Raw genomic sequence first — 25,603 nt, forward strand, 5'->3', positions numbered from 1 at the left:
TAGCGGTACTATTTGAACACGATATATCGAATTTTACATATGAATCGCAAGTAAACTCGACGTTTATGTTAAAAATAGAATTGAATAGGCCGAATTTTCCACTTATGTGAGCTTCTATGAAAACAATTAGCTATTTAGATTATAACGCAACCTGTCCGATTCGGCCTTCTGTGATTGAAAAAGTAACAGAGGTTATGGCTGAAGTTGGAAATCCGTCATCTGTGCATGCTGCTGGCCGCAAGGCACGTGCAATTGTTGAGGAAGCCAGAGTTCAAGTAGCAGCGCTCGCGGGGTGCCGCCCAAGGGATGTGATGTTCTGTGGCGGCGGAACAGAGGCTAACAATACTGTTCTTCATGGATCAGGAGCTAAGAGTCTGATTATCTCTGAAATTGAGCATGACTGTGTTCTTGCTGCAGCTAAAACAGCTGGAATACCAGTTTACCGAATCCCAGTTACAGAGGCTGGCGTTGTGGAGTTGGATGCTCTTGGCGAACTTTTAGAAAAAGCTGAAAAGCCTGCTCTTGTTTCTGTCATGCTTGCGAATAATGAAATGGGAGCCATTCAGCCTGTTGCGGAAGTGAGTGTTATCGCTAAGGAACATGGGGCGTTCGTGCATACTGATGCTGTGCAAGCCGCAGGAAAATTGATGCTAGACCGAACTTCTCTAGGTGTAGATTATCTCACGCTTTCCAGCCACAAAATTGGCGGGCCACAGGGCGTAGGGGCCGTCGTGTTGGCACCAACACCCCCCCTTAAACCTCTTATCGTCGGTGGTGGCCAGGAACTGGGTAGGCGTTCAGGTACTGAAAATGTCGCAGGATACGCTGGGTTTGGCGTGGCTGCATTCGAAGCGATGGCCGAACTTGGAGAGATTGAAAAGCTTGCGGTATACCGTGATAAAATTGAAGCCGCGATAAGAGAGCATTCTAACGAAACAGTCTTGATTGGCGCTGAAGCTGAACGGCTTCCTAATACCAGCTGTATCGCAATGCGCGGCGTAAAAGGCGAAACGCAGGTGATGCATTTTGATCTGGCATCTATTTGTGTGTCTTCTGGTTCAGCATGTTCATCAGGCAAGGTAAAAGTATCTCATGTGCTGTCCGCGATGGGATATGAAGATGACGTTGCTGAAAGCTCTATTCGCGTTTCGCTAGGTTATAGAACGACAGAAGGGGATATAGACAGGTTCATCGAGGCTTGGAAATCCCTTCACGACCGTACTCTTGGGCGGAAATAATGGTCATTAAGAAACCCATATACTTGGATTATCAAGCAACAACGCCTGTTGATGAACGGGTAAAAGAAGCGATGCTGCCATATCTTGGTGCAACGTTCGGAAATCCTCATTCAAGTACGCACAGATATGGTTGGGAAGCAGAAGCAGCGCTGGATATCGCGCGTGAAAATGTGGCGGCTGTTGTTGGAGCTAAAGATAAAGAAATTTTTTTCACGTCGGGTGCAACGGAAACCAATAATCTGGCGATTAAAGGTGTAATGGATGTTTGGGGGGAAAAAAGGCCTAAGCTTGTAACTGTTGCGACAGAACATAAGTGTGTTCTTGAAGCGGCTCTATATTGCGCTCAACGTGGTTATGAACTTGAAGTATTACCAGTTCAGCCAAACGGGTTGTTAGATCTCAATCGTGTAAATGAAGCGCTTGATGATAAAACGGCACTCATTTCCGTTATGGCAGTAAATAACGAGATTGGGGTTATCCAGCCGCTTAAAGAAATTGGTGAAATGGCTAAGGCTGTTGGTGCATTGTTTCATATGGATGCGGCTCAGGCATTTGGTAAGATTGCACTCGATGTTGATGATCTTAATATCGATTTCATGAGTATTTCGGGCCACAAGATATATGGTCCAAAGGGAGTGGGTGCACTCTATAAACGAGATATCCGACAAACCTACCTGACACCACAGATGTCTGGTGGCGGTCAGGAAGGCGGCGTACGTTCTGGTACTCAGGCGCCGGCGCTTGTTGCGGGTTTAGGGAAAGCCGCGGAACTAGCTTCCACTGATATGCAGCAGGAAGAAGGGCGATTGGCATCGATGATGCTGCGCTTTAAAACCAAGTTGTTCGGCGCTTTGCCTGGTTTGAGGTTGAACGGTGATTCTGAGCAGCGTTGGGCAGGGAATTTGAATATTTCTTTCACTGGAATTGATGGTGATCTTTTGATTTCAAGTATCCGAGAGTTAGCTGTTTCCAGTGGTGCGGCGTGTGCTTCTGCCATTGAAGGCCATTCCTATGTCTTGGAAGCGATAGGACTTAGTAAAGAAGAAGCCGGATCATCACTCCGTATCGGCGTGGGCCGATTTTCCACTGACGAAGAACTAGATTATGCTGCTGATTATTTGATTGAAGCGGTTCATAAACTTGGGGGGATGAAGGCGTGAATAAAGTAACTGTTACGTTTGTGAAGCCTGATGGAACTGAGGTTAACATTCAGACAGAACCCGGTGTTTCGCTTCTTCAACTAGCTCAGGAAGAAGGGCTGGATATTGAAGGCGCTTGCGAAGGGAATATGGCTTGTTCAACATGCCATATGATTGTTGCTGAAGAATTTTTTGATCGCTTGCCTGAAGCGAGCGAAGATGAAGAAGAGATGCTTGATTTAGCGTCAGGACTAACAGCGACGTCGCGCCTTGGATGCCAGGTGGATGTAACTGCTGATCTGGATGGACTTACACTTTATCTACCAGCTGAAAAGCGAAATATGCTGGGTTTTTAGGGATTAAGTATCAGACACCTTTAAATTTTTGAAATTCTTTCCTATATTCTTATGAGGGTTGGGAAGCCCTTTGCGTTAAGCAAATGCGAGGAAAGAAAAATGGAAAATAGAAATATAATTTTCGGTGGCGCGATTGTCGTTGCTATCATTATTGCTGCGCTAACATCATCTGGTGGTGACAGCAGTGATGGTACCAGTGTGAAAGTTCGTTACTCTTCAGATAATAAAGGTTGGTATTCAAATTCCAATGTGCACTTTAAAGGTAAAGAAATTCAGTGCAATGAAGGACAAACAATCACAGTTACCCATGATGATGGTTCTGAAACCGTTATCACTTGCGATTAATTATTCAAAACGATCAGGTAGATGATCATCTTCAACGAGGTCGCTAAAGCGAGTTGATGATTTATCGAAGGCCAAATGCACGGTCCCTACGGGGCCGTGACGCTGCTTACCAATAACAAGCTCTGCCTTGCCGTATAGCGCTTCCATTTCTGCTTGCCACGCTAGGTGTTTTTCCTGATCTGCCTGAGAAGGTTCATCTTTTTCTTTATAGTATTCCTCACGGAATACGAACATCACCATATCCGCATCCTGCTCAATCGAACCAGATTCCCGAAGGTCAGAGAGCATCGGACGTTTGTTCTCGCGTTGCTCCACGGTACGGCTAAGCTGTGAAAGCGCGATTACAGGAACATGAAGTTCTTTTGCTAAGCCTTTGAGACCACGTGTAATTTCAGAAATTTCCTGCACACGGTTTTCACTGCCACCTTTATTACTACCCCGAAGTAGCTGTAGATAATCGACTACAATCAGCCCTAGATTATGTTGACGTTTCAGGCGGCGTGAACGTGTACGCAAACCAGCAATGGTAAGAGCAGGGGTATCGTCAATAAAGAGTGGTAGATCTTCCAAGATCATAGCGGCGCGTGCAATTGCTTCAAACTGACCTTCATCAAGATTACCCTGACGCATTTGGTGAGACTGGATAGGGTCTGGTCCGTCATAGTGACGGTTAGATACGTCCGATAGAATACGTGCGGCAAGCTGATCGGCTGACATCTCCAAGCTGTAGAAACACACTACGGCGCCTTTTGATTTATCTTCATTCCCTGCTTCTTTATCCTGCATATAGCGCTCAGCTGCGTTATAGGCGATATTCGTTGCAAGCGATGTTTTACCCATCGCAGGGCGACCAGCAAGAATCACAAGGTCAGAATTGTGAAGACCGCCGATTTTGTCGTTAAGTTGGGTAAGACCCGTTGTTACACCAGATAGGCTATCCGGATCTTTGTAGGCGCTTTCAATATTTTCTACAGCAACGCGCACAGCTTTTGAGAACGACTGAGCACCCGTTTCCGCCTGGCCCATTTCTGCAAGATCAAACAGCTGTTTTTCAGCGTCTGAAATCTGCTCTGCGGCTTCAGCGTCAACGGGTGCATCGTACGCATCGTTTACCATCCGCTCCCCGATCTGAATAAGCGCGCGGCGCATTGCCAAATCATAGATGGTACGACCGTAATCTTCAGCATTAATGATGGTTGCTGCAGATGCTGCGAGGCGCACCAAATACTGGGCACCGCCTACATCAGTAAGCGCTTCATCATTATCAAAATAGGGTTTTAGCTTAACAGGGTCAGCAATCTGGTTTTTATCCATCAACTTAAGAACGGATTCGTAAATGCGCGCATGAACAGGTTCAAAGAAGTGTTCAGGTTCGAGAAAGCCTTGTACTTTTTGCGCAGCTTCGTTGTTTACGAGAATTGAACCAAGAAGTGCTTGTTCTGCTTCAAGGTTATGAGGCGCCTGACGGTAATTAAGCTCATCATTGTGCTCTGTATCGTTTGCTACATCGCCAATTAGTGCTTCCATCGGGCTTACCTTCCAACGTTGAGGGTCTCAAACAGGCGTGCCAACATAATTGGATTGCTGATCAGCGCAACTCTTTTGTGCACTTTTTGCATGTTGTTTTTTCCACAGGTGGATAACTGTGGGGATAAGTTACGTTCTGGACGCATATAAAAGAAAAGGCGACCAAAAGGCCGCCTTCTCATAATAGATATAATAAGAAGAATTACTCTTCGGTAGCTTCTTCTTCTGCAGCTTCTTCAGCTGTTTCTTCAGAAACTTCAGTTTCTTCTTCAGCAGCGAATTCAGCTTCAGCGTCGAAATCTTCTTCTTCAGTGTTTGAAGTAACAGCTGCACCTGTTTCGAACTGCATCTCAGCTTCTTCAGCAGAGCGTGCAATGTTCACAACAACAGTTACAGATACTTCAGGGTGAAGTGAAAGAACAACGTCGTGTAGACCAAGAGTTTTAATCGCGCGATCAAGAACAACTTGGTTACGGGAAACCTTAACACCTGCTTCAGCAACAGCTTCAGCGATATCACGTGAAGATACAGAACCGTATAGCTGACCACTTTCACCAGCAGAGCGGATCATGATAACTTTAAGATCAGCGATCTTAGCAGCTACTGCTTCAGCTTCAGTTTTGCGCTCTAGGTTTTCAGCTTCTAGGCGTGCACGGTCTGCTTCGAATGCAGCTTTGTTAGCTTCTGTTGCACGAAGAGCTTTCTTCTGTGGCAACAGGAAGTTACGAGCAAAGCCGTCTTTTACGCTTACAACATCGCCCATCTGGCCGAGTTTCGCAACGCGTTCTAGTAGGATAACTTCCATTTTAGGACTCCTTTGCGTGAGCGATTATTGAACGATGAAAGGCAACAGAGCGATGTTACGTGCGCGCTTGATCGCTTTCGCTAGCTCACGTTGTTTCTTTGCAGATACAGCAGTGATACGGCTAGGAACGATTTTACCACGCTCAGAAACATACTTCTGAAGCAGCTTTACGTCTTTGTAATCAATTTTTGGTGCATTTTCGCCAGAAAACGGGCAAGTTTTACGACGACGGAAGAATGGACGACGAGCAGCCATTAGTTAGACTCCCTTTTTGGACCACGGCCTTCACCACGTGGGCGACGGTTGTCTTTGTCTGCTTTAGAGCGAAGAACGATCGATTGACCTTCCTCAAGCTCTTCAACGCGAATTGTCATGAAACGCATTACATCTTCGTGTAGGCGCGCCTGACGCTCCATCTCAGCTACAGCTGCGTGTGGTGCGTCGATGTTCAAAAGAACATAGTGACCTTTGCGATTCTTTTTGATTTTGTAGGCTAGGTTCTTAAGACCCCAGTACTCGCTCTTAGCGATTTTGCCTTCGTTCTCTTCGATAATCTTAGAGAAGTCAGCAGTAATGCTTTCCACTTGCGACGCGCTAATGTCTTGGCGTGCAATGAAAACATGCTCGTATAAAGCCATGTTTAACTCCTATGTGCTGATCGCTCTCCCACCACCATGGTAAAGGAGCCTCCAGCTCGCTTCAAAAATCTGTATTCTCTGGTACCTTATGAACTAGGTCCGTGAATAAGACGCGCCTCTATAACGCTGCTGTGGCGGAAAAGCAAGTGAAAGCTAGCTATGCATAAATATTTTACGTTAAATGCTTGCCTTTACCTTACGGCCTATGCCAAACCGCCATTTAAAGTTTGAGGCTTTTGGAGGACAAAATGACCCGAGCACTCGTATTTCCTGGTCAAGGAAGTCAGTTTGTAGGCATGGGAAAATCCCTTGCTGAGGCTTATGAGCCTGCACGTTTGGTATTTGAAGAAGTAAATGATGCGCTTTCGCAAGATCTATCAAAGATCATGTGGGAAGGCCCAGAAGACGAATTACGTCTTACAGAAAACACTCAACCAGCGTTGATGGCTGTTTCTATGGCCGTTATTCGCACATTGGAAGATGGCGGCGTGAAAGTGGCTGAAGTTGCAAGCCACGTTGCAGGCCATTCTCTTGGAGAATATTCGGCGCTAGCAGCAGCTGGTGCATTCTCAATTGCTGATACGGCGCGTCTATTAAAGCTTCGTGGTCAAGCAATGCAGCGTGCGGTACCTGTAGGCGAGGGCGCTATGGCTGCTATTCTTGGTCTTTCAATGGAAGACGTAAACGCTGTTGTAGAGGCTGCGAGCCAAGGTGAGGTTGTTGTATCGGCAAATGATAATGCTGATGGACAAGTTGTCGTATCAGGCCATAAATCTGCTGTTGAACGCGCAATTGAGCTTGCAAAGGAAAAAGGCGCAAAGCGTGGTATGCTTCTTCCTGTATCAGCGCCATTCCATTGCCCCCTTATGAAACCAGCAGCTGATGAAATGAAAGCTGCGCTTGCTGAAGTAACCATTCAACGTCCATGCGTTCCGGTGATTGCTAACGTATTGGCCGCTCCAGTGAGCGAACCTGAGGGAATCGCTAATCTTCTTGTTGAGCAGGTTACCGGTTCTGTTCGTTGGCGTGAGAGCGTTGCCTCAATGTCGTCACTTGGTATCGACACGATGGTTGAAATTGGTGCAGGAAAAGTTCTGTCGGGGCTAGCGCGCCGTATTGATCGTTCGCTGTCTACTGCTAATATTCAGGAACCAGCAGATATTGAAGCGTTTACAAGCGCTCTTTAGACTATAGGGAATATTCATGTTTGATTTAACGGGTAAAAAAGCACTGGTAACTGGCGCAACAGGCGGTATTGGTGCCTCGATTGCTAAAATGCTTCACGCTGCTGGCGCTGAAGTTGTAGTTTCCGGTACTCGTGCCGAAAAACTTCAGAATCTGGCAAACGAGCTTGGTGAGCGTGTTCATGTAATCGCAGCAAACCTTTCAGACCGAGAGAGCGTTGACCAGTTGGCAAAAGATGCAGCTGCTGCAATGGGGGGCGTCGACATTCTTGTAAATAATGCAGGTATCACAAAAGATAACCTCGCGATGCGTATGAAGGATGAAGATTGGGATTCTGTAATGCAGGTGAATCTCGAAAGTTCATTCCGCCTTATGAAGGGCGTGATGCGCGGCATGATGAAATCTCGCTGGGGCCGTATGGTTAACATTACTTCTGTAGTTGGTGTTACAGGTAATCCAGGGCAGGCGAACTATTGTGCGTCAAAAGCTGGTATGATTGGCCTTTCCAAATCTATGGCGCAGGAAGTTGCCTCTCGCGGCATTACTGTGAACTGTGTAGCTCCAGGGTTTATTGCTACGCCAATGACTGATGTGCTGACAGACGAGCAAAAAGGTGCCATTACAGCTGGAATTCCATCAGGTGAACTGGGCACACCAGAAGATATTGCATCTGCGGTCTTGTATCTTGCAAGTAATGAGGCCAAATATGTGAACGGTCAAACTCTCCATGTAAATGGCGGTTTGGCAATGATTTAACCGTGGTTTGCAATTTTGCAGACCATATTTTCGTAACATAGGCTTCTCAAACAGTTGAAACTATGTTACGAGCACCCCGATGCACATGGTTTTATATATTTTTTAATGAATGACTATGTGATATGTGGGGTTTTACTCAAGGGTTAATAACCCCTATTAATCAGTGTTAAGAACGAGGAAAAGAGCAATGAGCGATATTGCCGATAAGGTGAAAAAAATTGTAGTCGAGCACCTAGGTGTAGAAGACGATAAAGTAACCGACACTGCTAGTTTTATTGATGACCTTGGCGCAGATAGCCTGGACACTGTTGAGCTGGTGATGGCGTTCGAAGAAGAGTTTGGTATCGAGATTCCAGACGATGCAGCTGAAAAAATTCAGACTGTAAAAGACGCTATCGAGTTTATTAGCGCGAATTCCTAAGCTGGGACTGGATTTCAGCACGGGCAACAGCTTGGCCAGTTTAGGTTAGGCTGTTGCCCTTTTTACTTTTCTGTCAGTTTACGGGCTGAATGATAGAATAAGGATCGCTCCATGAGACGAGTTGTTGTAACCGGATTGGGTATGGTGTCACCGCTGGCAAGCAGTGTTGACGGAACTTGGAAACGGTTGATTGAAGGTCAATCAGGCGCGGGCAATATTAGTTTGTTCGACGCAACTGATTATCCTTGTAAAGTTGCCTGCGAAGTAACGCTGGGTGACGGTTCAAACGATACATTTAATCCTGATGATTGGATGTCTCCAAAAGATCAGAAGCGCGTTGATAACTTTATTGTATTCGGCATGGCGGCCGCGATACAGGCTGTCCGGGATGCTGGATGGGAAGAGCCAGGCGAAGAAGAGTGCCTTCGTACAGGTGTGATGATTGGTGCTGGTATTGGCGGCCTTAAATGGATTTCGGATACATCTCTTGTTCTGAAAGAAAAAGGTATCCGCCGTGTAAGTCCTCACTTTATTGCTGGCTCTATTATTAACCTTGCGTCCGGTAACGTATCTATTAAGTACGGTTTCAAAGGACCAAACCATGCAGCTGTAACAGCTTGTTCTACTGGTGCTCACTCTATTGGTGATGCTGCACGTCTCATCGCACTTGATGATGCAGATGTGATGGTTGCAGGTGGTGCAGAAGCATCAATTTGTGAAATTGGGATGGCCGGCTTCAGCCAGGCACGTGCGCTTTCTAAGAAATATAACGATACACCAGCTGCTGCGTCTCGTCCGTGGGATGAAGGCCGTGACGGTTTCGTTATGGGTGAAGGTTCAGGTGTCGTTGTTCTTGAAGAGCTTGAGCATGCTAAAGCACGTGGCGCGAAGATTTACGCTGAAGTTGTTGGTTACGGTATGTCGGGTGATGGCTATCACGTAACTGCACCAGCACCGGATGGTAACGGTGGTTTCCGTTCCATGCAGGCTGCTATGAAGCGCGCTGGCTTTGGTGTTGAAGAGCTTGGTTACATAAATGCACACGGCACATCCACGCCACTTGGTGATGAGATTGAATTTGGTGCAGTGAAGCGTCTGCTTGGTGAGCATGCTGGCAATATTGCTATGTCTTCAACAAAATCTTCTATCGGCCACCTCCTTGGTGCAGCTGGTGCTGTTGAAGCTATTTTCTGTATCAAAGCGATCAATGAAAATATTGTGCCACCAACCTTGAATTTGGATAACCCTTCAGAAAGCTGTACTGGTATTGACCTTGTGGCTCATGAAGCACAAGAGCGCGACGTAAAAGCTGCGCTTTCCAATTCCTTTGGTTTCGGCGGTACTAACGCTTCTCTCGTGATGCGTGAATACAACGGCGATTAATTAATCGTCTAAAAATTTAAAGATCGGTTTAGGGACTGTCTTTTACCTGATAAGGTAACAGTATGTTTCTGAACCGATTTTTTTATATGCTCATCTGGGCGGCAGGATTGGTACTAGTGGCTTATGGGCTTTTTACTGGCCTATCTGGTGCGATTCTCGCACGGCCTGCAAGTACCCAGACGGAAAGCTATTTTTATATTCCTGCAGGGAAGGGCAGTTTAGCTATTGCCGCGCAGGCTGAACGAGCAGGGCTTGTTGAAGAACGTTGGCAATTTCTTTTTGCTGTCAATCAGCTTGGATTGGCACGATCACTGAAAGCTGGAGAGTTCTTAATTCCAGCTGGCAGTGCTCTGAAAAATACACTGTCAATCATTCAATCTGGCAAGACATATACAAGACGGTTGAGAATTCCTGAAGGTTCTTCGGTTGCTGAAGTTGAAAAGCTTTTTTCCGAAACTCCCTGGATTGAAGGTTTTTTTCCAGAAGTTGTCGAGGGCAGTTTACATCCGGAAACCTATTTTTATGAACGGGGTGATAGTGCTGAAAAGATTGTAAATCGTATGCAATCAAAGCAGCGCGAATTGTTACTGGAGCTCTGGGAGAACAGAGATCCCGCGGTTCAACTCAAATCACCTGAAGAGGCGTTAAATCTAGCTTCTATTGTTGAGAAAGAAACGGGCCAAAAGGGCGAGCGGGAGCTGGTTGCGGCTGTTTTTCATAATCGACTCAAAAAGGGAATGCGACTGCGTTCTGATCCAACGGTGATTTATGGACTAACGGGAGGATTGCCTCTGGGGCGACAGCTGCTGCGTAGCGATATCAAACAGTATTCCGATTATAATACCCATAGAATAAATGGTCTTCCTCCAACCCCTATTGCTAACCCAGGGGAAGCCTCTATCCGCGCGGTTCTTAATCCTGCGAAGGTACCATATTTATATTTTGTGGCTGACGGCACAGGGGGGCATGCTTTCGCGGTCACGCTTAAAGAACATAATAAAAATGTAGCCAAATGGCGAAAAATAAGAGATAGCAAGAGCTAGGGAATATTGCAGCTTGCAAAACAACTGAAGGGATAAACATGCCACTTAACAGCATGACAGGCTTTGCCAGAGGGGCAGGGGCTGCCGTAGGGCATACATGGAACCTTGAAATCAAAAGCGTAAATAATAAAGGGCTTGATGTGCGTATGCGCTTTCCAAGCTTTCTTGATGGTTTTGATTTAGAAGCAAAAAAGATTGTTGGCCAACATTTAACGAGGGGGTCAGTTTTTGTATCTCTGTCTGTTGAGGCAGAAGATAACGATGGTGCTTTTGTTGTAAATGAGGACCGGCTTAAAACACTTCTTTCAGTTGCTGGGAAATATGCAAACGAAGATGGAATTAACCCGGCTTCTTTAGACGGATTGCTCGCGATTAAAGGTGTTGTTGACCTAACAAGCAAAGAGCTCTGGGAAGATGACAGGAAGGTTCTGGAAAAAGAACTTAAGGTGAGCTTGATTGAAACGCTTGAAGAACTGAAGGCTAGCCGTGCAGACGAAGGCGCACGTATGGCTGAATTCCTTGAAGCTCAGATGGATGAAATTGAGCGCTTGAAAGATAGTGTTAAAGCTATGTCTGGCGATCGCGTGATTGCCATGAATGAACGTTTTAAAGCGCAACTTGAAAAGTTAACCGGTACTGATAAGCCTATTTCTGAAGAACGTTTAGCTCAGGAAATTGCGGTTATCGCCGTAAAGGCTGATATTCAGGAAGAAATAGACAGGCTTGAAAGTCACATTGATGAAGCGCGAACACTTCTCAAGGAAAGCAAGCCTGTAGGGCGCCGACTCGATTTTCTATGTCAGGAATTTAATCGTGAAACCAATACTCTTTGTTCTAAATCTGGGGATGCAAAGCTAACAAAAGTAGGTATTGATCTGAAAACTGTGATAGATCAGTTCCGTGAACAAATTCAAAATATTGAATAAATAGGGTCAGGGATGCCACAACAATTTATCAATAAACGCCGCGGGTTAATGCTCGTATTGTCTTCACCATCGGGCGCGGGGAAAACAACGCTTACACGCCGGTTGCTTGCAGAAGACGGTGACATGACTATGTCTGTTTCGGCAACAACGCGAGAAGCCCGCCCAGGTGAAGAACACGGTAAAGACTATTATTTTGTAACCCACGAACGCTTTCAGGATATGATTGAGAACAATGAACTTCTTGAACATGCAATCGTTTTCGGAAATCGCTATGGCACACCTCGTGGCCCTGTGACAGAGGCGCTACAGGAAGGCCGCGATGTTATTTTTGACATCGATTGGCAGGGTACTCAGCAGTTGATGTCCAGCTCTCGTGCTATTGATTTGGTGCGTATTTTTATTCTTCCGCCATCTATTGCAGCTTTGGAAAAACGTCTTAAAGCTCGTGGTCAGGATAGCGAAGAAACCGTTGCTAAACGCATGGAGCAAGCCGAAAGCGAAATCAGCCACTGGGCAGAATATGATTATGTACTGGTTAATGATGACCTTGAACAAACATACGAAGACCTGAAAGCTATTATCCGAGCGGAAAGATACCGCCGTGAGCGTCGCCCGGGTATGTCCGAGTTCGTTAGAAGCTTGATGGAGGAACGTATGGGATCTTCTGATACAGCTGCAGAATAGATGAATTAGGCGCGCATTTCGCCGTATATGCGCGCTAGCCATACAAATTCCTCAACAGAAACAGTTTCTGCTCTTCGTGTTTCTTCAATACCTGCAGCATTTAATAGTTCAGCCACATCTACATCCAAGCCTTTCATGCTGGCACGAAGCATCTTACGGCGTTGCCCGAAGGCTTTTTCAACCACTTTTTCCAAATGCGCGAGTTTTACCGTACTATCCATTGGTTCTGTTGGTTCGAAATGAATAATGGCACTAGCGACCTTTGGTGGTGGTGTAAAGGCAGCTGCGGGTACATTCATTGCAATTTTCACTTTGCCTCGCCACTGCGCCAGTACTGAAAGCCTTCCATAAGCTTTTGTGTTTGGCTGAGCAACAATTCGCTCTGCTACTTCTTTTTGGAACATCAGCGTTAGTGAAGCATACCATGGTTTCCATTCATCAACGGTTAGCCATTTGATGAAAAGAAGTGTTCCAACGTTATAGGGCAGGTTGGATGCAATGCGCGCGATTTCGCCTTCTTTTGGAGCAAGAAGCGCGAATTCATCCATCTCCATTGCATCGCCTTCAATGACCTTAAGGGCACCATCATAGGCTGCCGAAACTTCCGCAAGCGCAGGTAGACAGCGTTTATCCATTTCAACAGCGACAACACGCTTAGCGCCGTTTGCGAGTAGCCCTCGAGTGAGGCCGCCTGGGCCCGGTCCTACCTCATAAACAACGCTATCTGATAGGTCCCCTGCAATTCTTGCAATCTTACCTGTCAGGTTTAGATCCAAAAGAAAGTTTTGGCCGAAAGACTTTTTGGCACGCAGATCAAATTCATTGATAACTTCACGGAGCGGAGGGAGTGTATCAGTCATGATTCAATTGCCTTGCAGCCATTTCTTCCGCCATTTTAATTGCCGCGAGCATACTATCAATCCGAGCTATATTTTTTCCAGCTAATTCAAGTGCAGTCCCGTGATCTGGTGATGTGCGGATGAAAGGTAAACCCAGTGTTATATTCACACCGCCCCAGAAATCTACGGTCTTGATCGGAATGAGAGCTTGATCATGGTACATACAAAGAACAGCGTCATACTTGGAACGAGCTTCAGCGTGGAAGAGGGTATCTGCTGGGAGTGGATCACTCACGTCAACGCCGTGATCTCTAAGTTCCCATATGGCAGGCATGATGTGGGTTGCCTCTTCCATCCCTATAGTGCCGTTTTCACCAGCGTGCGGGTTAAGGCCCGCAATCGCTATTCTTGGCTGCTCAATACCAAAGCGGTATTTTAAATCTTGGGCGGTGACTAGCCCCACATGTACTATCTTATCAGCTGTCAGCTGTTTAGCTACGTCCTTAAGGGGAATGTGAATGGTCACAGGTACGACACGTAAATCATGTGCCGCGAGCATCATAACCGAATGATCATCTTTTTTACCCGAAAGACGGGCGAGAAATTCGGTATGCCCTGGGGCGTCAAAGCCTGCGCTATATAACGCAGCTTTATGAATGGGAGCCGTAACAATACCGGACACCTTATTTGAAAGCGCCAATTCTGTAGCTAGTTCAATAGAGTTTATAACTGCTTGACCGTTAGAGGGATTAAGTTCCCCAAGCTTTATTGGTGCAGTTGTATCAATATTGAGTACAGGAAGCGCGCTTTCGAAAACATCACCGGCCTTAGATATATCGTCAATAACTTCGATAGGTGTCGTTTTGGAGGCTTTTGATATCGCGTCTGGTGAACCAATCATACAAAAAGGCAAGAGTTTGTTATCTCGCCGTTTTTCCCATATGCGAGCAATTAACTCAGGGCCAACACCTGAAGGCTCGCCCATGGTTATAGCAAGCGGTTTATGTTGTTGAGTTGTTTTCATCTAGATTTATTAGCGGTAATCAATAATGGCGTCGCGTCTAAGGTCACGAAGATAACGACGACCCATCATTGCTAGGCGTTGTTGCTCAATTTGATTCATGATTTGATCAAAATCGGGTTCCTGAACTTGAGGTGCTCTCTTGTCGCAAACGACAAGTACACGCCAGCCATCATCCATTTTTATCATATCAGTGGCACCGCCAGCATCCAGAACTTCAACTTTAGTACGGATTTCACCCTGTAAAGCACGCAGACGAAGCGCACCAATTTCAACACGTCCATCAGCGCCAGCTGTAGAAGCAATTGTGTCTATACTAGCGCAATCAACCGTTCCTGTGTGGAGGTTTTGTACTGTAGTTTCAAACTGAGTTGCAAGCGCTGTATCTGCGACTTTTTCAGTAGAAAGGTGTAACTGCCGAATATCTACTTCTGTATCAAGAGGGTCGGCCACTAAAACACGACGACGATCACCGAGACCAAGAATGGCAAAACCGCCAGCCGTTCTAACAGGATCAGAAATTTTCCCAACGTCTAAACCTTCAACGATGCCGGCATAGTCATCGTTCATGCTATCGACCGTTATCCAGCCAAGATCACCACCAACAGCCGCGGAAGGTGAACTGGAAAGTTGTTTTGCTATTTCATCAAATTTAGCGCCTGCGCGAAGGCGTTCAACAATTTGCTCGGCATTTGATTTAATGCTGGCTTCCTGTTCAGGGGTGTTTACATCAAAAACAATTTCATTTAGGCGATATTCAAATTTACCTCGATTATCACGAATTTTTTGAATACGAGCTTCTACCTCTTCATCTGATACAGATACGAAAGAGCCTAAGCGACCTTCAACGAGCTGTGACCATGCTACTTCAGCTTCCATTTGTTTTTGCATAGAGCGTTTGCTGGAGCCAATACTTGTTAACGCTGAAGCAAATTGATCTGCTGTTTGGCCAACGCCTTGGGCACGGCGGGCAAAAAAGTCATCCAATTGTTCAGCAGCTATTACAAGATCAACTGTTGCAGCCTCTTGAAGTTGAAGGCGTTCATCAATCATGGTTCTTAGAACTTGTTCACGCACCTTAAGGAATTCTTCCTGTGTGTTTACCCCACCAGAAAGCGCAATCACCAAGCGTAAACGCTGATCAATATCAAATGAAGAAATAGGTTCGTCATTCACTAACACTTCGATGCTATTCACAGCTTGTTGAGCGGAAACTCCCACGGTCAGCGCCACACATACTGCGCTTCCTAAAACTGTATTCTTTACAAGTTTTTTAGTTTTTTTAATCACTCTAATATTGCCCAACTGTTACTGCGATTGATCAGTTTAAATCTGTTTAAAGCGTTTTAGCGCCTTTTGTGACAAGACACTACCCTAAATTAATCAATTTTATCCGAAACATAATTGACGTTCCTGGTTCAATATCTCTGTCTCTGGTGAACGTTTCTCTCCACCGTAAGCCAAGTTGAATACATTCATTCTGATATTCTACACCAAGGCTATACTCAAGATTGCCACTTCCTTCATCAATAAGTTCATTTGTAATTCTATCTGGAATTTCGGCACCTTTAAGGCGGCGAGAAAAACTGCCGGTCAATTTCCAGTTTGTATTGAAGTTATAGAAGCCACTTGCTCTGACTTCTTCTCGGTCTTCCCGGTTCAGGGATGTCAATTCCCGGTTGAGCTTCAAGTACCCAACCCGAAGTGAAGCATTTTCATTACCGAAGGTTACATCAATTTCATTTCTTCTAAATGAAAAACTCTTATCATCCAATCGATACCGATGCTCAAGGTCAATCCAACCCTTGTAATTGATATTAGTTCGACCAACGATATCTGAGCTGTCACCTTCCAGACCTGCTCCATCCGCCAATACCACGTCGGTACTGTCTATCCTTAAGCTTTGACCAAGAACAATATCAGTACTTAAATCGCCTGTTTCATAGCGCCACTTGAGGCCATAGGTAACTCGGCTTCCTTCCTCCCAGAGGTCAAAACCTGATGTACGGTCTGATGAAAATAGATTTAGGTCATTAAGCTCAAAAGCTCGGCTATCCTCATTTACGATGCTGTTTGGTGTGCCTCTGCGAGGAGATAGAGTGACTTCTAAGATCGGTTCTAGAGTTTGCGTACTATCACCACTGTGTTTAACAAGTGGCCAACTAACTGTGCCGGTTACGCGCGCTAGATTGCGCCACTCGCTTGAAGATGCCCCAAAGTTACCTGCGAATTCGGCTTCATCAGGTTGAGCTACATCGTCTACATTATATAAATCAGACCGTACGAGCGCTTCTGTGTCAAAAATAAAACCTTTTGGCGTTACCCAGCGTTTTTCCCATTTTGCTGAAAGCGAAAGGCGCTGAGTATCAAGGCCGTCTGTTCTATGCAGAGCCAGGGCATTTCCTTGTACGCTTAAAGTACCTCCCAAAGGTTTAAAAGGGGCTACATATTCTGCGTCTATTAGAGGCAGTGCATGTCCTGTTAAACCAGCGACATCTTCGATGCGCAGTCCCTGGAAAGCCAGAGCGCGGCTAGATATGTATGAGCGCCCAAAGAAACCCTCTAATAGATACTCACTGGTTAAGGTATCAGCATCTGAGATATCATATCTTCTTAGGTAAGTATCATCTGATGCCCAGTTAACCTTGAGGGAAGAACGCCAGTTTTTTGTATGGTTATAACTGCCGTCCGCTGCGATATGTCCTCGAAACTCTTTTCTGGTGTTAAGTGGATCGGTGAGGTCTTCATTTCCTGTACGGGCAATACTGCCTCGAGTGATACTGCCACCAATAGAATATCTACCGTTTCTAAGATGATGACGATATTCGGACTGTAGAACGAAGCCTTCACGTGTTGTGTAAATAGGTTTAACCGTGATGTCCTGACTATCATTAAATACATGATAGTAGGGTACACCTATATAGAAACCCAAATTTCGCGTAGTTTGGATGTCGAGCGGTAAAACACCACTTGCTTTATCGACTGTGGGGTCAGGGTGTGAAAAATAGGGTGTCCAAAGAATAGGTAGCCCAAATACTTCCAGAATTGCATCTTCATAATAAAGCCGCTTCTTTTCTTTATCATGAACTACTTTTACTGCTTTGATTTGCCATAAGGGCGCCTCTGGCTTTTCTTCGGATTCTAAACAAATCTTACAAGGGCTATAAACAGCTCTCTTAAGAACAGTTTGTCCGCTTGTATCATCTTTGGTTCCCGAAACTGCTCGAACCTGCGCGCCGTCCGCCATTAAAAGCCGGATATCTTCTACAAAAGCTTTTTGAAGGGAATCCTGAAGTTCCATCTGAGGAGCGAAAACACGATCACCATTAGGTGAGGTCAAGGTAACAGCGCCATATGCATGGCCGATACCTGTTTTCTCGTTATAAACAACTTCCCCTGCAGTAAGGGTATATCCGTCGCGTTGGATAAGGACGTGCCCAATCGCTCGCACAACACCTGTGTCTTGGTTGTAAGTAAGTTGATCTGCGGCGAAGTCGATCTTCTTTTCTTCAGTAACCTCTTGGACTTTAACCTCTGCAGCATAAACTGGACTGGAGGCTGCCAAAGCAATCAAAAGCGCTGACTGTGAAACCAATGACATAAATAACCCTGTGCATCATTTTATTGTTGAGGTTTTGATAGACGCAAAGAGCCTGAACCGCAACGCGCAAAAACCAATGATGGATAAAAACTCACGCTTTGTCATATGGAATTATGGCTTTTTCGAGGGGCAGAGCTTGCCAAGATCGAAAAATAGAGGCAAATAATGCACTAAAGGGCAATGAGATTGTCTCGTCTCGCACAGATAATAAAAGAGGAATCCCATGAAGGTTTCATTTGATAAATTAGCACTACCTGAAAATGGTGCACTTGTAATTTTGGTTGAAAAAGATGCTCCATTCACTGGTCTTGCTGCAGAAGCAGATAATGCTGTGTCAGGCGCGCTTTCGAAGGCAAAGGATGTATCCAATTTTACGGGTGCCGCAGGGCAGGTTAAAGAGATCATAGCTCCTGCCGGGCTGGCAGTTGAGCGCGTTGTGCTGCTTGGTCTTGGAGATAAAGGGATTGATTCTAATTACTCAGGCCTAACGACAGGGGCAACTGTTGTATCAACACTTCTTAATAGTGGATCAGAAACCGCAACTGTGATTGCGTCGGATGATGACGCAGTAGCAATTGCTGAAGGTGCGCTTCTCCGTTCTTACCGCTTTGATAAATACCGAACCAAAGAACCTGAAAGCAAAAAGCCAACACTTAAGACTATTATTGTTGCGACAGGAAATCCTGATGCAGCTGCTGAGGCTTTCTTGGAACGTGAACGAGTGATTGATGGCGTGTTTATGACACGTGATCTGGTTTCAGAACCAGCAAACATTCTACACCCAGAAAGCTTCGCCGATGAAATCACAAGCTTGAGCGATCTTGGTGTGGAAGTGGAAGTGCTTGGTGAAGCTGAAATGGCTGAATTGGGTATGAATGCACTTCTGGGTGTTGGCCAAGGTTCTGATAAAGAGAGTAAGCTCGTTATCATGCGCTGGAATGGCGGTAACGAGGGCGATCAGCCTCTCGCATTCGTTGGTAAAGGCGTAACATTTGATACTGGTGGCATCTCGCTTAAACCGGGCGAGGGTATGGAGCAGATGAAATGGGACATGGGCGGCGCGGGAACCGTTGTAGGCCTGATGAAAGCTCTCGCTGGTCGTAAAGCAAAAGCAAATATCGTTGCTGCCGTTGGTTTGGTTGAAAATATGCCGTCTGGCAATGCACAGCGCCCAGGCGACGTTGTTACAAGCATGTCTGGTCAGACTATTGAAATCCTAAACACAGATGCAGAAGGGCGCCTCGTTCTTTGTGATGCTATCTGGTATACGCAGGATAAATATAAGCCGAAGTTCATTATCGACCTTGCAACACTCACTGGTGCAATCATTATTTCGCTAGGTAATGAGTATGCGGGTATCTTCTCTGACAGTGACGAACTTTCTATGCAGCTTTCTGCGGCAGGAAGCCAGACAGGTGACAAAGTTTGGCGTATGCCAATCCATGAAAACTATGACAAGATGATCAACTGTGATATCGCAGATATGAAAAATATCGGTGGCCGTGCAGCTGGTTCCATTACTGCAGCGCAGTTCCTCAAGCGTTTCACCAATGATGTACCTTGGGTGCACATTGATATCGCCGGTACCGTATGGTCTGAAAAAGATATGCCTCTAAGCGCGAAAGGCGGGACAGGCTTTGGTGTTCGCCTTCTAGACCGTTTCGTAGCAGATAACTACGAAAGCTAAATTAAGTGGCGGAGATTAGATTTTACCATTTACAAAGGCAGGGCCTCGAAGAGGCACTGCCAAAGCTGATGGAGAAAGTCCATCAGGCTGGTCTCCGCGCGATTATCAAAGCTGAAAACAAAGCGCTTATTGATACGCTTGATAAAGCGCTTTGGACATATGATGCGAACAGTTTTATTCCGCATGACAAGGATGGCTGTAAACATCCGGCGGAACAGCCAGTTTTCCTTACCGCAACTGATGAAAACCCAAATGATGCAAATGCTTTAGTACTGATTAACGCAGCTTCGTATGAGGAGATCGAGAAGTTTGATCGTTGTCTTTATATGTTTGATGGCAGGGATGAAGTGATTGTGTCTCAGGCGCGAACCGACTGGAAGGCATATAAGGAACTTGGGCTAGAAATGTCTTATTGGCAGCAACGGGAAAATGGCGGCTGGGAACAAAAAGCCTGATTATTATGCAATATAAACATCCAGAGTTATCTTATTATATTTCAACAGATTATTCCGAGTTTGATACATCCAAGATGATCAAGTGGCTCAGCGAAGACGCTTATTGGTCAACTGGTGTTCCATTTGAGGTTATGGACCGTGGTTTCAGCAATTCGCTGGCCTTTGGTGTGTTTGAGGCGAGCGGGAACCTCGTAGGCATTGCTCGAATGATTACAGACAGAGCAACCTTTGCATATCTAGCTGATGTATATATGGACCCTGACCATAGAGGTAAAGGGCTGGGTGAGTGGTTGATGGAAATTATAATGGCGCACCCAAACCTTCAGGAGTTAAGAAGAATGATGCTGGCGACCTCTGATGCGCACGGCCTTTATGAAAAGTTTGGTTTCTCCAAGATCAGTAAAACTGATGAACGACTGATGGAAATCGTGCGGCCAGATATCTACAAAAACGATTAATTACCCTTTTTTTACCAATTTCCTTTATTCTTAATCTCAGGCTCAGAGGGATGTAATAAAAAGAATAAAGGAAAATCCCGTGCGTGCTGTTGCTCGTTTTCTAGGCTTAGTAGCCTTTACCTATATCGCTATAGCTTCCTATATGTATTGGTATCAGGAAGACCTTATCTTTCATCCAGTGCCCGTTGAGGAAGGGTACGATTACGCATTCTCCACCCCTGCAGAAGATATATGGCTGCCTCATGAAAAAGGCAGGTTACATGGTGTTTTGTTCAAAAACATTTCAGATGCAAGAGGGGTGGTTTTGTATTTTAAAGGGAACTTTGGAAACATAAGTTTTTCAGAGCGGCAGGCACATGTTTTCATGCGGTTAGGTTATGATGTAATTGCTATGGACTATCGAGGATCAGGTAAGAGTGTTGGCCCCCTTTCTGAAAAAGTTCTGCTTCAGGATGCTGAACGTTGGTACGATTGGGCATCTGAGCGGTACGGCGATAATAATGTACGAGTAGTGGGGTATTCGCTAGGAACCACGTTCGCAAGTCATGTTGCTGCAGTGAAGCAGGTGGCTCACACCATATTACTTGCGCCGATGAAATCTATTGAGGATATTGCAGTGCACCGTTACCCGCTTCTTCCTTCATTCCTAACGCGTTATCCATTAAGGTCTTATGAAAAATTAAAGCAAGCTGTGGGGCAGGTAATAATTTACCACGGAACCAATGATCGAGTTGTACCATATGCTTCAGGCGCAGCGCTTAGAGAAGTCCTTGATCATAATGATAATTTCCTAACTATAAGAGGTGGCACTCATTACGATCTACTCACGCGGGATGAAGTACTCTCAGATATTCGGAATAGGTGGTAGGCTAAACGTCTAATTCACCTTGTTTTTCCGCGTAAGTTTCTTCTGCTTCCATCCACGCTGTTTCAGCCTGTTCAATCTTTTTTTCAAGCTCAGAAGCTTTCAGGCTTAAGTCGGCAACTTTATTTTCATTCCCAGTTTCATATAGTTTGGGGTCTGCCAGTTTTTTATCAAGTACAGCTTTTTGATCACTCAACTTTTCTAGCTGCGTCTCGGCTTTTTCCACTGCGCGGCGGAAGGGGGCGAGTTTTCTTCTTGCCTCGGCTGCGTTTTGGCGCGCTGCCTTTCTGGTATCGGCTTGTTTTTCTCCGCGCTTCTCTGCGCGTTCACCAGCACGGAGCTTAAGCAGATGCTGTTTGTAATCTTCGAGATCGCCTTCAAAACGCTTCACGTCACCATCTTCAACAAGCCAAAGGCGGTCCACACAGGCCTCTACCAAGTGGCGGTCATGGCTAATAAGGAGCACAGCCCCATCATAATCGTTGATGGCATGAATAAGCGCTTCGCGGCTATCGATATCCAAATGGTTTGTTGGTTCATCAAGAATGAGAAGTTGTGGCTTTTCAAAAGTTGCAAGGGCGAACATAAGCCGGGCTTTTTCACCCCCTGATAAGCTTTCAACCGGGCGATCAGCTTTATCAATACCAAATCCAAACCCTCCGAGGCGTGCCCGGACCTTTGCTTCGATGGTATCGGGCATGAGCTTTTTCAGGTGATCAAGCGGGCTGTTTTTGGGGATAAGCTCATCAAGCTGGTGTTGTGCAAAATAGCCAATACCCAGCGTACGAGGGCGTTTTACCTTACCTATCATGGGTTTCAGTTTATCCGCCACCAGTTTAGCGAACGTGGATTTACCGTTACCATTTGCGCCCAAGAGTGCGATGCGATCATCCATATCAACCCGGAGGTCGAGTTTTTTGAGAATTGGCTTATTTTCTTCATAGCCAACGCTTGCTTCCTCTACAGCAATCAGAGGTGAAGAAAGTGGGTCAGGCTTTGGAAACTTAAAAGGGACAGTATGTTCTTCAACCATGGTCGCAATAGGCTGCATGCGCTCAAGAGCTTTGATGCGGCTCTGCGCCTGCTTTGCCTTGCTGGCTTTGGCTTTAAAACGGTCTACAAAGCTTTGAATATGCCTACGCTCTGCCTCCTGTTTGGATTTAAGCGCCATTTGGCGTTCCATATTAATGCGGCGCAACTCTTCGAAACGGTCATACCCACCTGTGTAGATATTCAGCTTCTGGTTCTCAAGGTGAACAATGTGAGTGACAGCCTTATTTAAAAGGTCTCTATCATGGCTTACGATTACTACTGTATATGGGTAGGTCTTGAGGAAGTTCTCAAGCCACATCACACCCTCAAGGTCCAGATAGTTTGTTGGTTCATCAAGTAGTAGCAGGTCTGGCCTGTTAAAAAGCACACAAGCGAGGGCAACACGCATGCGCCAACCGCCTGAATAGCTGGAGCAAGGGCGCATTTGGGCTTCTTCATCAAAGCCCAGGCCTGCAAGAATCGTTGCGGCGCGACTTTCGGCAGAATGTGCTTCGATATCTGCTAGACGGGTGTGAATTTCAGCAATACGGTTCGGATCTGTTGCCGTTTCTGCTTCCGCATTTAAAGTGGTTAATTCTTTATTGGAGGCAAGGACTGTTTCCAAAAGTGATTGAGGACCACCCGGTGCCTCTTGGCCTACATGGCCAACTGTTGCACGTGGACGAACTTTAATCTCACCGGTTTCTGGGCCAATTTCGCCAAGGATCATCTTCAGAAGTGTTGATTTTCCAGCACCATTTCGGCCAACAAAACCAACCTTATGGCCCGCAGGAATACCTACCGTTGCCTGCTCGAAAAGCACACGGTCACCAATTCGATATGTGATGTCATTAATATGAAGCATGAGCGGGGAAGTATCACACCGTTTGGTTCGCTGCAACGAAGGAATATAAACTCTTTGCTATTATGGGCAAGGTTGGTATAAGGCGCGCGAATCAAAGTTTTAACCCAACCTTCTTGAAGGGATAGTCACATGGCTGTGCAAAGAACATTTTCTATCATTAAACCTGACGCGACAAATCGTAACCTAACTGGCGCTATCAACGCGATCTTCGAAAAAGCTGGACTACGCATCGTAGGTCAAAAGCGTATCCAAATGACCCAAGCACAAGCTGAGACATTTTACGCTGTTCACTCTGAGCGTCCATTCTTTGGTGAGCTTGTTGAGTTCATGACATCAGCACCTGTTGTTGTTCAAGTTCTTGAAGGTGAAAATGCTGTTCTTGCACACCGTGAAGTGATGGGTGCAACAAACCCTGAAGAAGCTGCTGAAGGTACTGTACGTAAAGAATTCGCTCTTTCAATTGGCGAAAACTCTGTACACGGTTCTGACAGTGAAGAAAATGCAGCGATCGAAATCGCTCAGTTCTTCTCTGGTAACGAGATCGTTGGCTAATCAGCCAAAAAAGTTTGTCTAAGAGCTATTAGGCACGCGGTCTATTCCGCATGAAAGGGCTATCCGGTTGGGTAGCCCTTTTTTATGAATTACCTAAAGTCATCAAATGATGAACCACATCCATTTGCATCTGTGGTGATATAAGCTTCTGCAGTGTGAAGTCCCCAATCCACGTTAAGCGGCACCTTTACATCAAAGTTGATTGGCCAATAAGTAGTTGGTGTAGGCATTTTTAGACAGTAGGAGAGGTTTTTTCCTGTGGTATCAGTTTCAATGGCATCTCTTAAATCTTCTACAGTCGCTTGTGCATCCAGTGTTAAACCTGAAGGCATTGTTGTTAGATTTACCAGAGGTGTAAGTTGAAAGCCTGTACCGTGGGTTTGAAACACCAATTGTTCTTCAAAACAAGAATTAGCATCGCCAAAGTCGTAGGCGAGAACACCATTATTCATAGGAGTTTTTGCTAACAGTATTGGAGTTGGTCCAACACCAATGAGAAATAGATCGAGATCAGATGATGTCATTGGAGTGTAATCAGATGCTAGATGACCACTGCTGTTTACATGAGTGGAATTTGCTACAAGCTGCATTCCGCCAAAGTTAATGACGATATCCGCATTTGGAAAAATGTTCCGCACTGAGAGCATTTCAGCTTTTAAGAATGGAAAAGCATTGCCTGTGTTAGAGAAATCTAGAATACCTGCGCCGTCGCCCCGACTTTTCAGGCTACTTGGATAAGCTATAGGGTAAGAGAGTACAGCTGCAGGCAATATAGTGCACTCATTTAAATCTTTGTTGGTACCTACATAGGTAAATCCATTATTGGGGTATGCAAATTGCCAACTGAGTGAGCCCACCGAGTAATCTCCAGCGCCTGATTGGCCAATAGAGATAATGTCCTGTTTGTCAGATGCGGAAGGCGTGCCTTGATACAGGAAAAATAGAGTAAGAAAACTTGCTAAAAAAATACGCATTTAAAGAACCTCCAATTTAATATGAGGCCTTTAAATTATCATGATTATATTTTTAGGTGTACAACCGTATCTTTCGGTTGATCTTTAAGAGTTTAGTGTGAATTTTGGAATTTAAGGCTGTGAGGAACACAGCCTTAAAGAGATACTTTTTATTCAGGCAGCGGACTGATGATACCAATATCGCCCGAGTCTATGCCATTAAATGCTACCTTGTTACCAGATACCCGAGCTTTACCTTCGGCGATCATTCGGATAGCTGCTGGATACATTTTATGTTCATAAACCAACGTTTTAGCAGCAAGGCTTTCTGGTGTTTCATCATATGCAATTGGAATGGCAGCTTGCATTAGGATTGGGCCATTATCCATTTCTGGTCGCACAAAATGGATCGTGCAACCGCCAAAGCGCACACCATCTTCAATAGCCCGAGTATGGGTATGAAGGCCCTTATATGAAGGGAGTAGAGAAGGGTGGATGTTGATCATGCGATCACGCCAGCGGTTTACAAAATCCGAATTTAAGATGCGCATAAAGCCCGCAAGGCAGACAAGTTCTACATTATGCTCTTTCAAGCAATCATGAACGGCGTCTTCAAATGCCTCTCGAGTTTCAAATTCTTTATGATCAATGCAAATTGCTTTGATCCCTGCTTTTTCAGCACGCTCCAGGCCTTTGGCCTCTGGACGATTTGATATAACGACCTGTATTTCAGCAGGGTAATCAACTTCAGCGCAAGCATCAATAATGGCCTGTAAATTGGTGCCGCTACCTGAGATCATTACACCTAATTTAAGTTTTGCCACAGGTG

The 25,603-nt window shown here is 45.5% G+C and carries 27 protein-coding genes; 16 read left to right on the plus strand and 11 right to left on the minus strand.

Annotation, left to right across the window (positions count from 1 at the left end):
- Positions 1 to 116 precede the first annotated feature (116 nt).
- The 4 genes from KFE96_RS10685 (at position 117) to KFE96_RS10700 (ending at position 3,078) form a co-directional block, all read left to right on the plus strand.
- Complete coding sequence (locus KFE96_RS10685; protein ID WP_255832589.1) at positions 117 to 1,238, plus strand: cysteine desulfurase family protein; 1,122 nt, start codon at positions 117 to 119, stop codon at positions 1,236 to 1,238.
- Positions 1,238 to 2,398 (plus strand): cysteine desulfurase family protein, encoded by a 1,161-nt coding sequence (locus KFE96_RS10690; RefSeq protein WP_255832590.1) that lies wholly within the window; start codon positions 1,238 to 1,240, stop codon positions 2,396 to 2,398. Before KFE96_RS10685 ends, KFE96_RS10690 begins: the two co-directional genes overlap by 1 nt.
- A complete protein-coding gene (locus tag KFE96_RS10695; protein ID WP_255832591.1) occupies positions 2,395 to 2,733 on the plus strand; it encodes a ferredoxin family 2Fe-2S iron-sulfur cluster binding protein in 339 nt (112 codons plus the stop codon). Before KFE96_RS10690 ends, KFE96_RS10695 begins: the two co-directional genes overlap by 4 nt.
- A 99-nt stretch (positions 2,734 to 2,832) precedes the next feature.
- Positions 2,833 to 3,078: a hypothetical protein gene (locus KFE96_RS10700; RefSeq protein WP_255832592.1), complete on the plus strand. Its 246-nt coding sequence runs from the start codon at positions 2,833 to 2,835 to the stop codon at positions 3,076 to 3,078.
- Here KFE96_RS10700 and KFE96_RS10705 read toward each other — a convergent pair whose 3' ends face one another.
- The 4 genes from KFE96_RS10705 to rpsF form a co-directional block, all read right to left on the minus strand.
- The gene (locus KFE96_RS10705; protein WP_255832593.1) at positions 3,079 to 4,605 is read right to left on the minus strand and encodes a replicative DNA helicase; all 1,527 of its coding nucleotides are present in this window, start codon (positions 4,603 to 4,605) and stop codon (positions 3,079 to 3,081) included.
- 202 nt (positions 4,606 to 4,807) lie between these two features.
- The gene (gene rplI / locus KFE96_RS10710; protein ID WP_255832594.1) at positions 4,808 to 5,410 is read right to left on the minus strand and encodes a 50S ribosomal protein L9; all 603 of its coding nucleotides are present in this window, start codon (positions 5,408 to 5,410) and stop codon (positions 4,808 to 4,810) included.
- A 24-nt stretch (positions 5,411 to 5,434) separates the two neighbouring features.
- On the minus strand, positions 5,435 to 5,665 hold the full coding sequence (gene rpsR / locus KFE96_RS10715; RefSeq protein ID WP_247018931.1) for a 30S ribosomal protein S18: 231 nt from the start codon (positions 5,663 to 5,665) through the stop codon (positions 5,435 to 5,437).
- Positions 5,665 to 6,048, minus strand: coding sequence for a 30S ribosomal protein S6 (gene rpsF, locus KFE96_RS10720; RefSeq protein ID WP_247018933.1), 384 nt, complete (start codon positions 6,046 to 6,048; stop codon positions 5,665 to 5,667). The genes rpsR and rpsF overlap by 1 nt, the downstream gene beginning before the upstream one ends.
- Positions 6,049 to 6,296: 248 nt before the next feature.
- On the opposite strand from rpsF, the gene fabD reads away from it, so the two are divergent.
- The 7 genes from fabD (at position 6,297) to gmk (ending at position 12,446) form a co-directional block, all read left to right on the plus strand.
- Positions 6,297 to 7,235: an ACP S-malonyltransferase gene (gene fabD, locus KFE96_RS10725; RefSeq protein WP_255832595.1), complete on the plus strand. Its 939-nt coding sequence runs from the start codon at positions 6,297 to 6,299 to the stop codon at positions 7,233 to 7,235.
- Between the two features lie 16 nt (positions 7,236 to 7,251).
- Entirely contained in the window at positions 7,252 to 7,989 is a 738-nt protein-coding gene (gene fabG, locus KFE96_RS10730; protein ID WP_255832596.1) for a 3-oxoacyl-[acyl-carrier-protein] reductase, read from the plus strand.
- A gap of 187 nt (positions 7,990 to 8,176) precedes the next feature.
- Positions 8,177 to 8,410, plus strand: coding sequence for an acyl carrier protein (locus tag KFE96_RS10735; protein WP_247018940.1), 234 nt, complete (start codon positions 8,177 to 8,179; stop codon positions 8,408 to 8,410).
- Positions 8,411 to 8,521: 111 nt separating this feature from the next.
- Positions 8,522 to 9,793 (plus strand): beta-ketoacyl-ACP synthase II, encoded by a 1,272-nt coding sequence (gene fabF / locus KFE96_RS10740; protein WP_247018945.1) that lies wholly within the window; start codon positions 8,522 to 8,524, stop codon positions 9,791 to 9,793.
- 62 nt (positions 9,794 to 9,855) lie between these two features.
- A complete protein-coding gene (gene mltG / locus KFE96_RS10745; RefSeq protein ID WP_255832597.1) occupies positions 9,856 to 10,836 on the plus strand; it encodes an endolytic transglycosylase MltG in 981 nt (326 codons plus the stop codon).
- Positions 10,837 to 10,874: 38 nt separating this feature from the next.
- Complete coding sequence (locus KFE96_RS10750; protein WP_255832598.1) at positions 10,875 to 11,762, plus strand: YicC/YloC family endoribonuclease; 888 nt, start codon at positions 10,875 to 10,877, stop codon at positions 11,760 to 11,762.
- A gap of 12 nt (positions 11,763 to 11,774) precedes the next feature.
- Positions 11,775 to 12,446, plus strand: coding sequence for a guanylate kinase (gene gmk, locus KFE96_RS10755; RefSeq protein WP_247018950.1), 672 nt, complete (start codon positions 11,775 to 11,777; stop codon positions 12,444 to 12,446).
- A gap of 5 nt (positions 12,447 to 12,451) precedes the next feature.
- On the opposite strand, the gene rsmA is transcribed toward gmk, so the two are convergent.
- From rsmA to KFE96_RS10775, 4 genes are all read right to left on the minus strand, one after another.
- The gene (gene rsmA, locus KFE96_RS10760; protein ID WP_255832599.1) at positions 12,452 to 13,306 is read right to left on the minus strand and encodes a 16S rRNA (adenine(1518)-N(6)/adenine(1519)-N(6))-dimethyltransferase RsmA; all 855 of its coding nucleotides are present in this window, start codon (positions 13,304 to 13,306) and stop codon (positions 12,452 to 12,454) included.
- Positions 13,299 to 14,309: a 4-hydroxythreonine-4-phosphate dehydrogenase PdxA gene (pdxA, locus tag KFE96_RS10765; RefSeq protein WP_255832600.1), complete on the minus strand. Its 1,011-nt coding sequence runs from the start codon at positions 14,307 to 14,309 to the stop codon at positions 13,299 to 13,301. Before pdxA ends, rsmA begins: the two co-directional genes overlap by 8 nt.
- Before the next feature lie 9 nt (positions 14,310 to 14,318).
- Positions 14,319 to 15,596, minus strand: coding sequence for a peptidylprolyl isomerase (locus KFE96_RS10770; RefSeq protein WP_255832601.1), 1,278 nt, complete (start codon positions 15,594 to 15,596; stop codon positions 14,319 to 14,321).
- Positions 15,597 to 15,675: 79 nt separating this feature from the next.
- Positions 15,676 to 17,907, minus strand: a complete 2,232-nt coding sequence (locus KFE96_RS10775; RefSeq protein WP_255832602.1) for an LPS-assembly protein LptD — start codon at positions 17,905 to 17,907, stop codon at positions 15,676 to 15,678.
- Between the two features lie 223 nt (positions 17,908 to 18,130).
- Between KFE96_RS10775 and KFE96_RS10780 the strand changes: the two genes are divergently transcribed.
- The 4 genes from KFE96_RS10780 (at position 18,131) to KFE96_RS10795 (ending at position 21,375) form a co-directional block, all read left to right on the plus strand.
- Positions 18,131 to 19,594, plus strand: a complete 1,464-nt coding sequence (locus KFE96_RS10780) for a leucyl aminopeptidase (protein ID WP_255832603.1) — start codon at positions 18,131 to 18,133, stop codon at positions 19,592 to 19,594.
- A 5-nt stretch (positions 19,595 to 19,599) separates the two neighbouring features.
- Entirely contained in the window at positions 19,600 to 20,049 is a 450-nt protein-coding gene (locus KFE96_RS10785) for a DNA polymerase III subunit chi (protein WP_255832604.1), read from the plus strand.
- Positions 20,050 to 20,054: 5 nt separating this feature from the next.
- The gene (locus tag KFE96_RS10790) at positions 20,055 to 20,507 is read left to right on the plus strand and encodes a GNAT family N-acetyltransferase (protein WP_255832605.1); all 453 of its coding nucleotides are present in this window, start codon (positions 20,055 to 20,057) and stop codon (positions 20,505 to 20,507) included.
- Between the two features lie 79 nt (positions 20,508 to 20,586).
- Positions 20,587 to 21,375, plus strand: coding sequence for an alpha/beta hydrolase (locus tag KFE96_RS10795; RefSeq protein ID WP_255832606.1), 789 nt, complete (start codon positions 20,587 to 20,589; stop codon positions 21,373 to 21,375).
- 1 nt (position 21,376) lies between these two features.
- On the opposite strand, the gene KFE96_RS10800 is transcribed toward KFE96_RS10795, so the two are convergent.
- Positions 21,377 to 23,269, minus strand: a complete 1,893-nt coding sequence (locus tag KFE96_RS10800) for an ABC-F family ATP-binding cassette domain-containing protein (RefSeq protein WP_255832607.1) — start codon at positions 23,267 to 23,269, stop codon at positions 21,377 to 21,379.
- 129 nt (positions 23,270 to 23,398) lie between these two features.
- On the opposite strand from KFE96_RS10800, the gene ndk reads away from it, so the two are divergent.
- Positions 23,399 to 23,821: a nucleoside-diphosphate kinase gene (ndk, locus tag KFE96_RS10805; protein ID WP_255832608.1), complete on the plus strand. Its 423-nt coding sequence runs from the start codon at positions 23,399 to 23,401 to the stop codon at positions 23,819 to 23,821.
- Between the two features lie 89 nt (positions 23,822 to 23,910).
- Here ndk and KFE96_RS10810 read toward each other — a convergent pair whose 3' ends face one another.
- Both KFE96_RS10810 and purN read right to left on the minus strand, forming a co-directional pair.
- Complete coding sequence (locus KFE96_RS10810) at positions 23,911 to 24,795, minus strand: hypothetical protein (RefSeq protein WP_255832609.1); 885 nt, start codon at positions 24,793 to 24,795, stop codon at positions 23,911 to 23,913.
- Between the two features lie 149 nt (positions 24,796 to 24,944).
- Complete coding sequence (gene purN, locus KFE96_RS10815; protein ID WP_255832610.1) at positions 24,945 to 25,598, minus strand: phosphoribosylglycinamide formyltransferase; 654 nt, start codon at positions 25,596 to 25,598, stop codon at positions 24,945 to 24,947.
- Between the last annotated feature and the right edge of the window lie 5 nt (positions 25,599 to 25,603).

This window comes from Kordiimonas sp. SCSIO 12603 (assembly GCF_024398035.1).
GTDB lineage: Bacteria > Pseudomonadota > Alphaproteobacteria > Sphingomonadales > Kordiimonadaceae > Kordiimonas.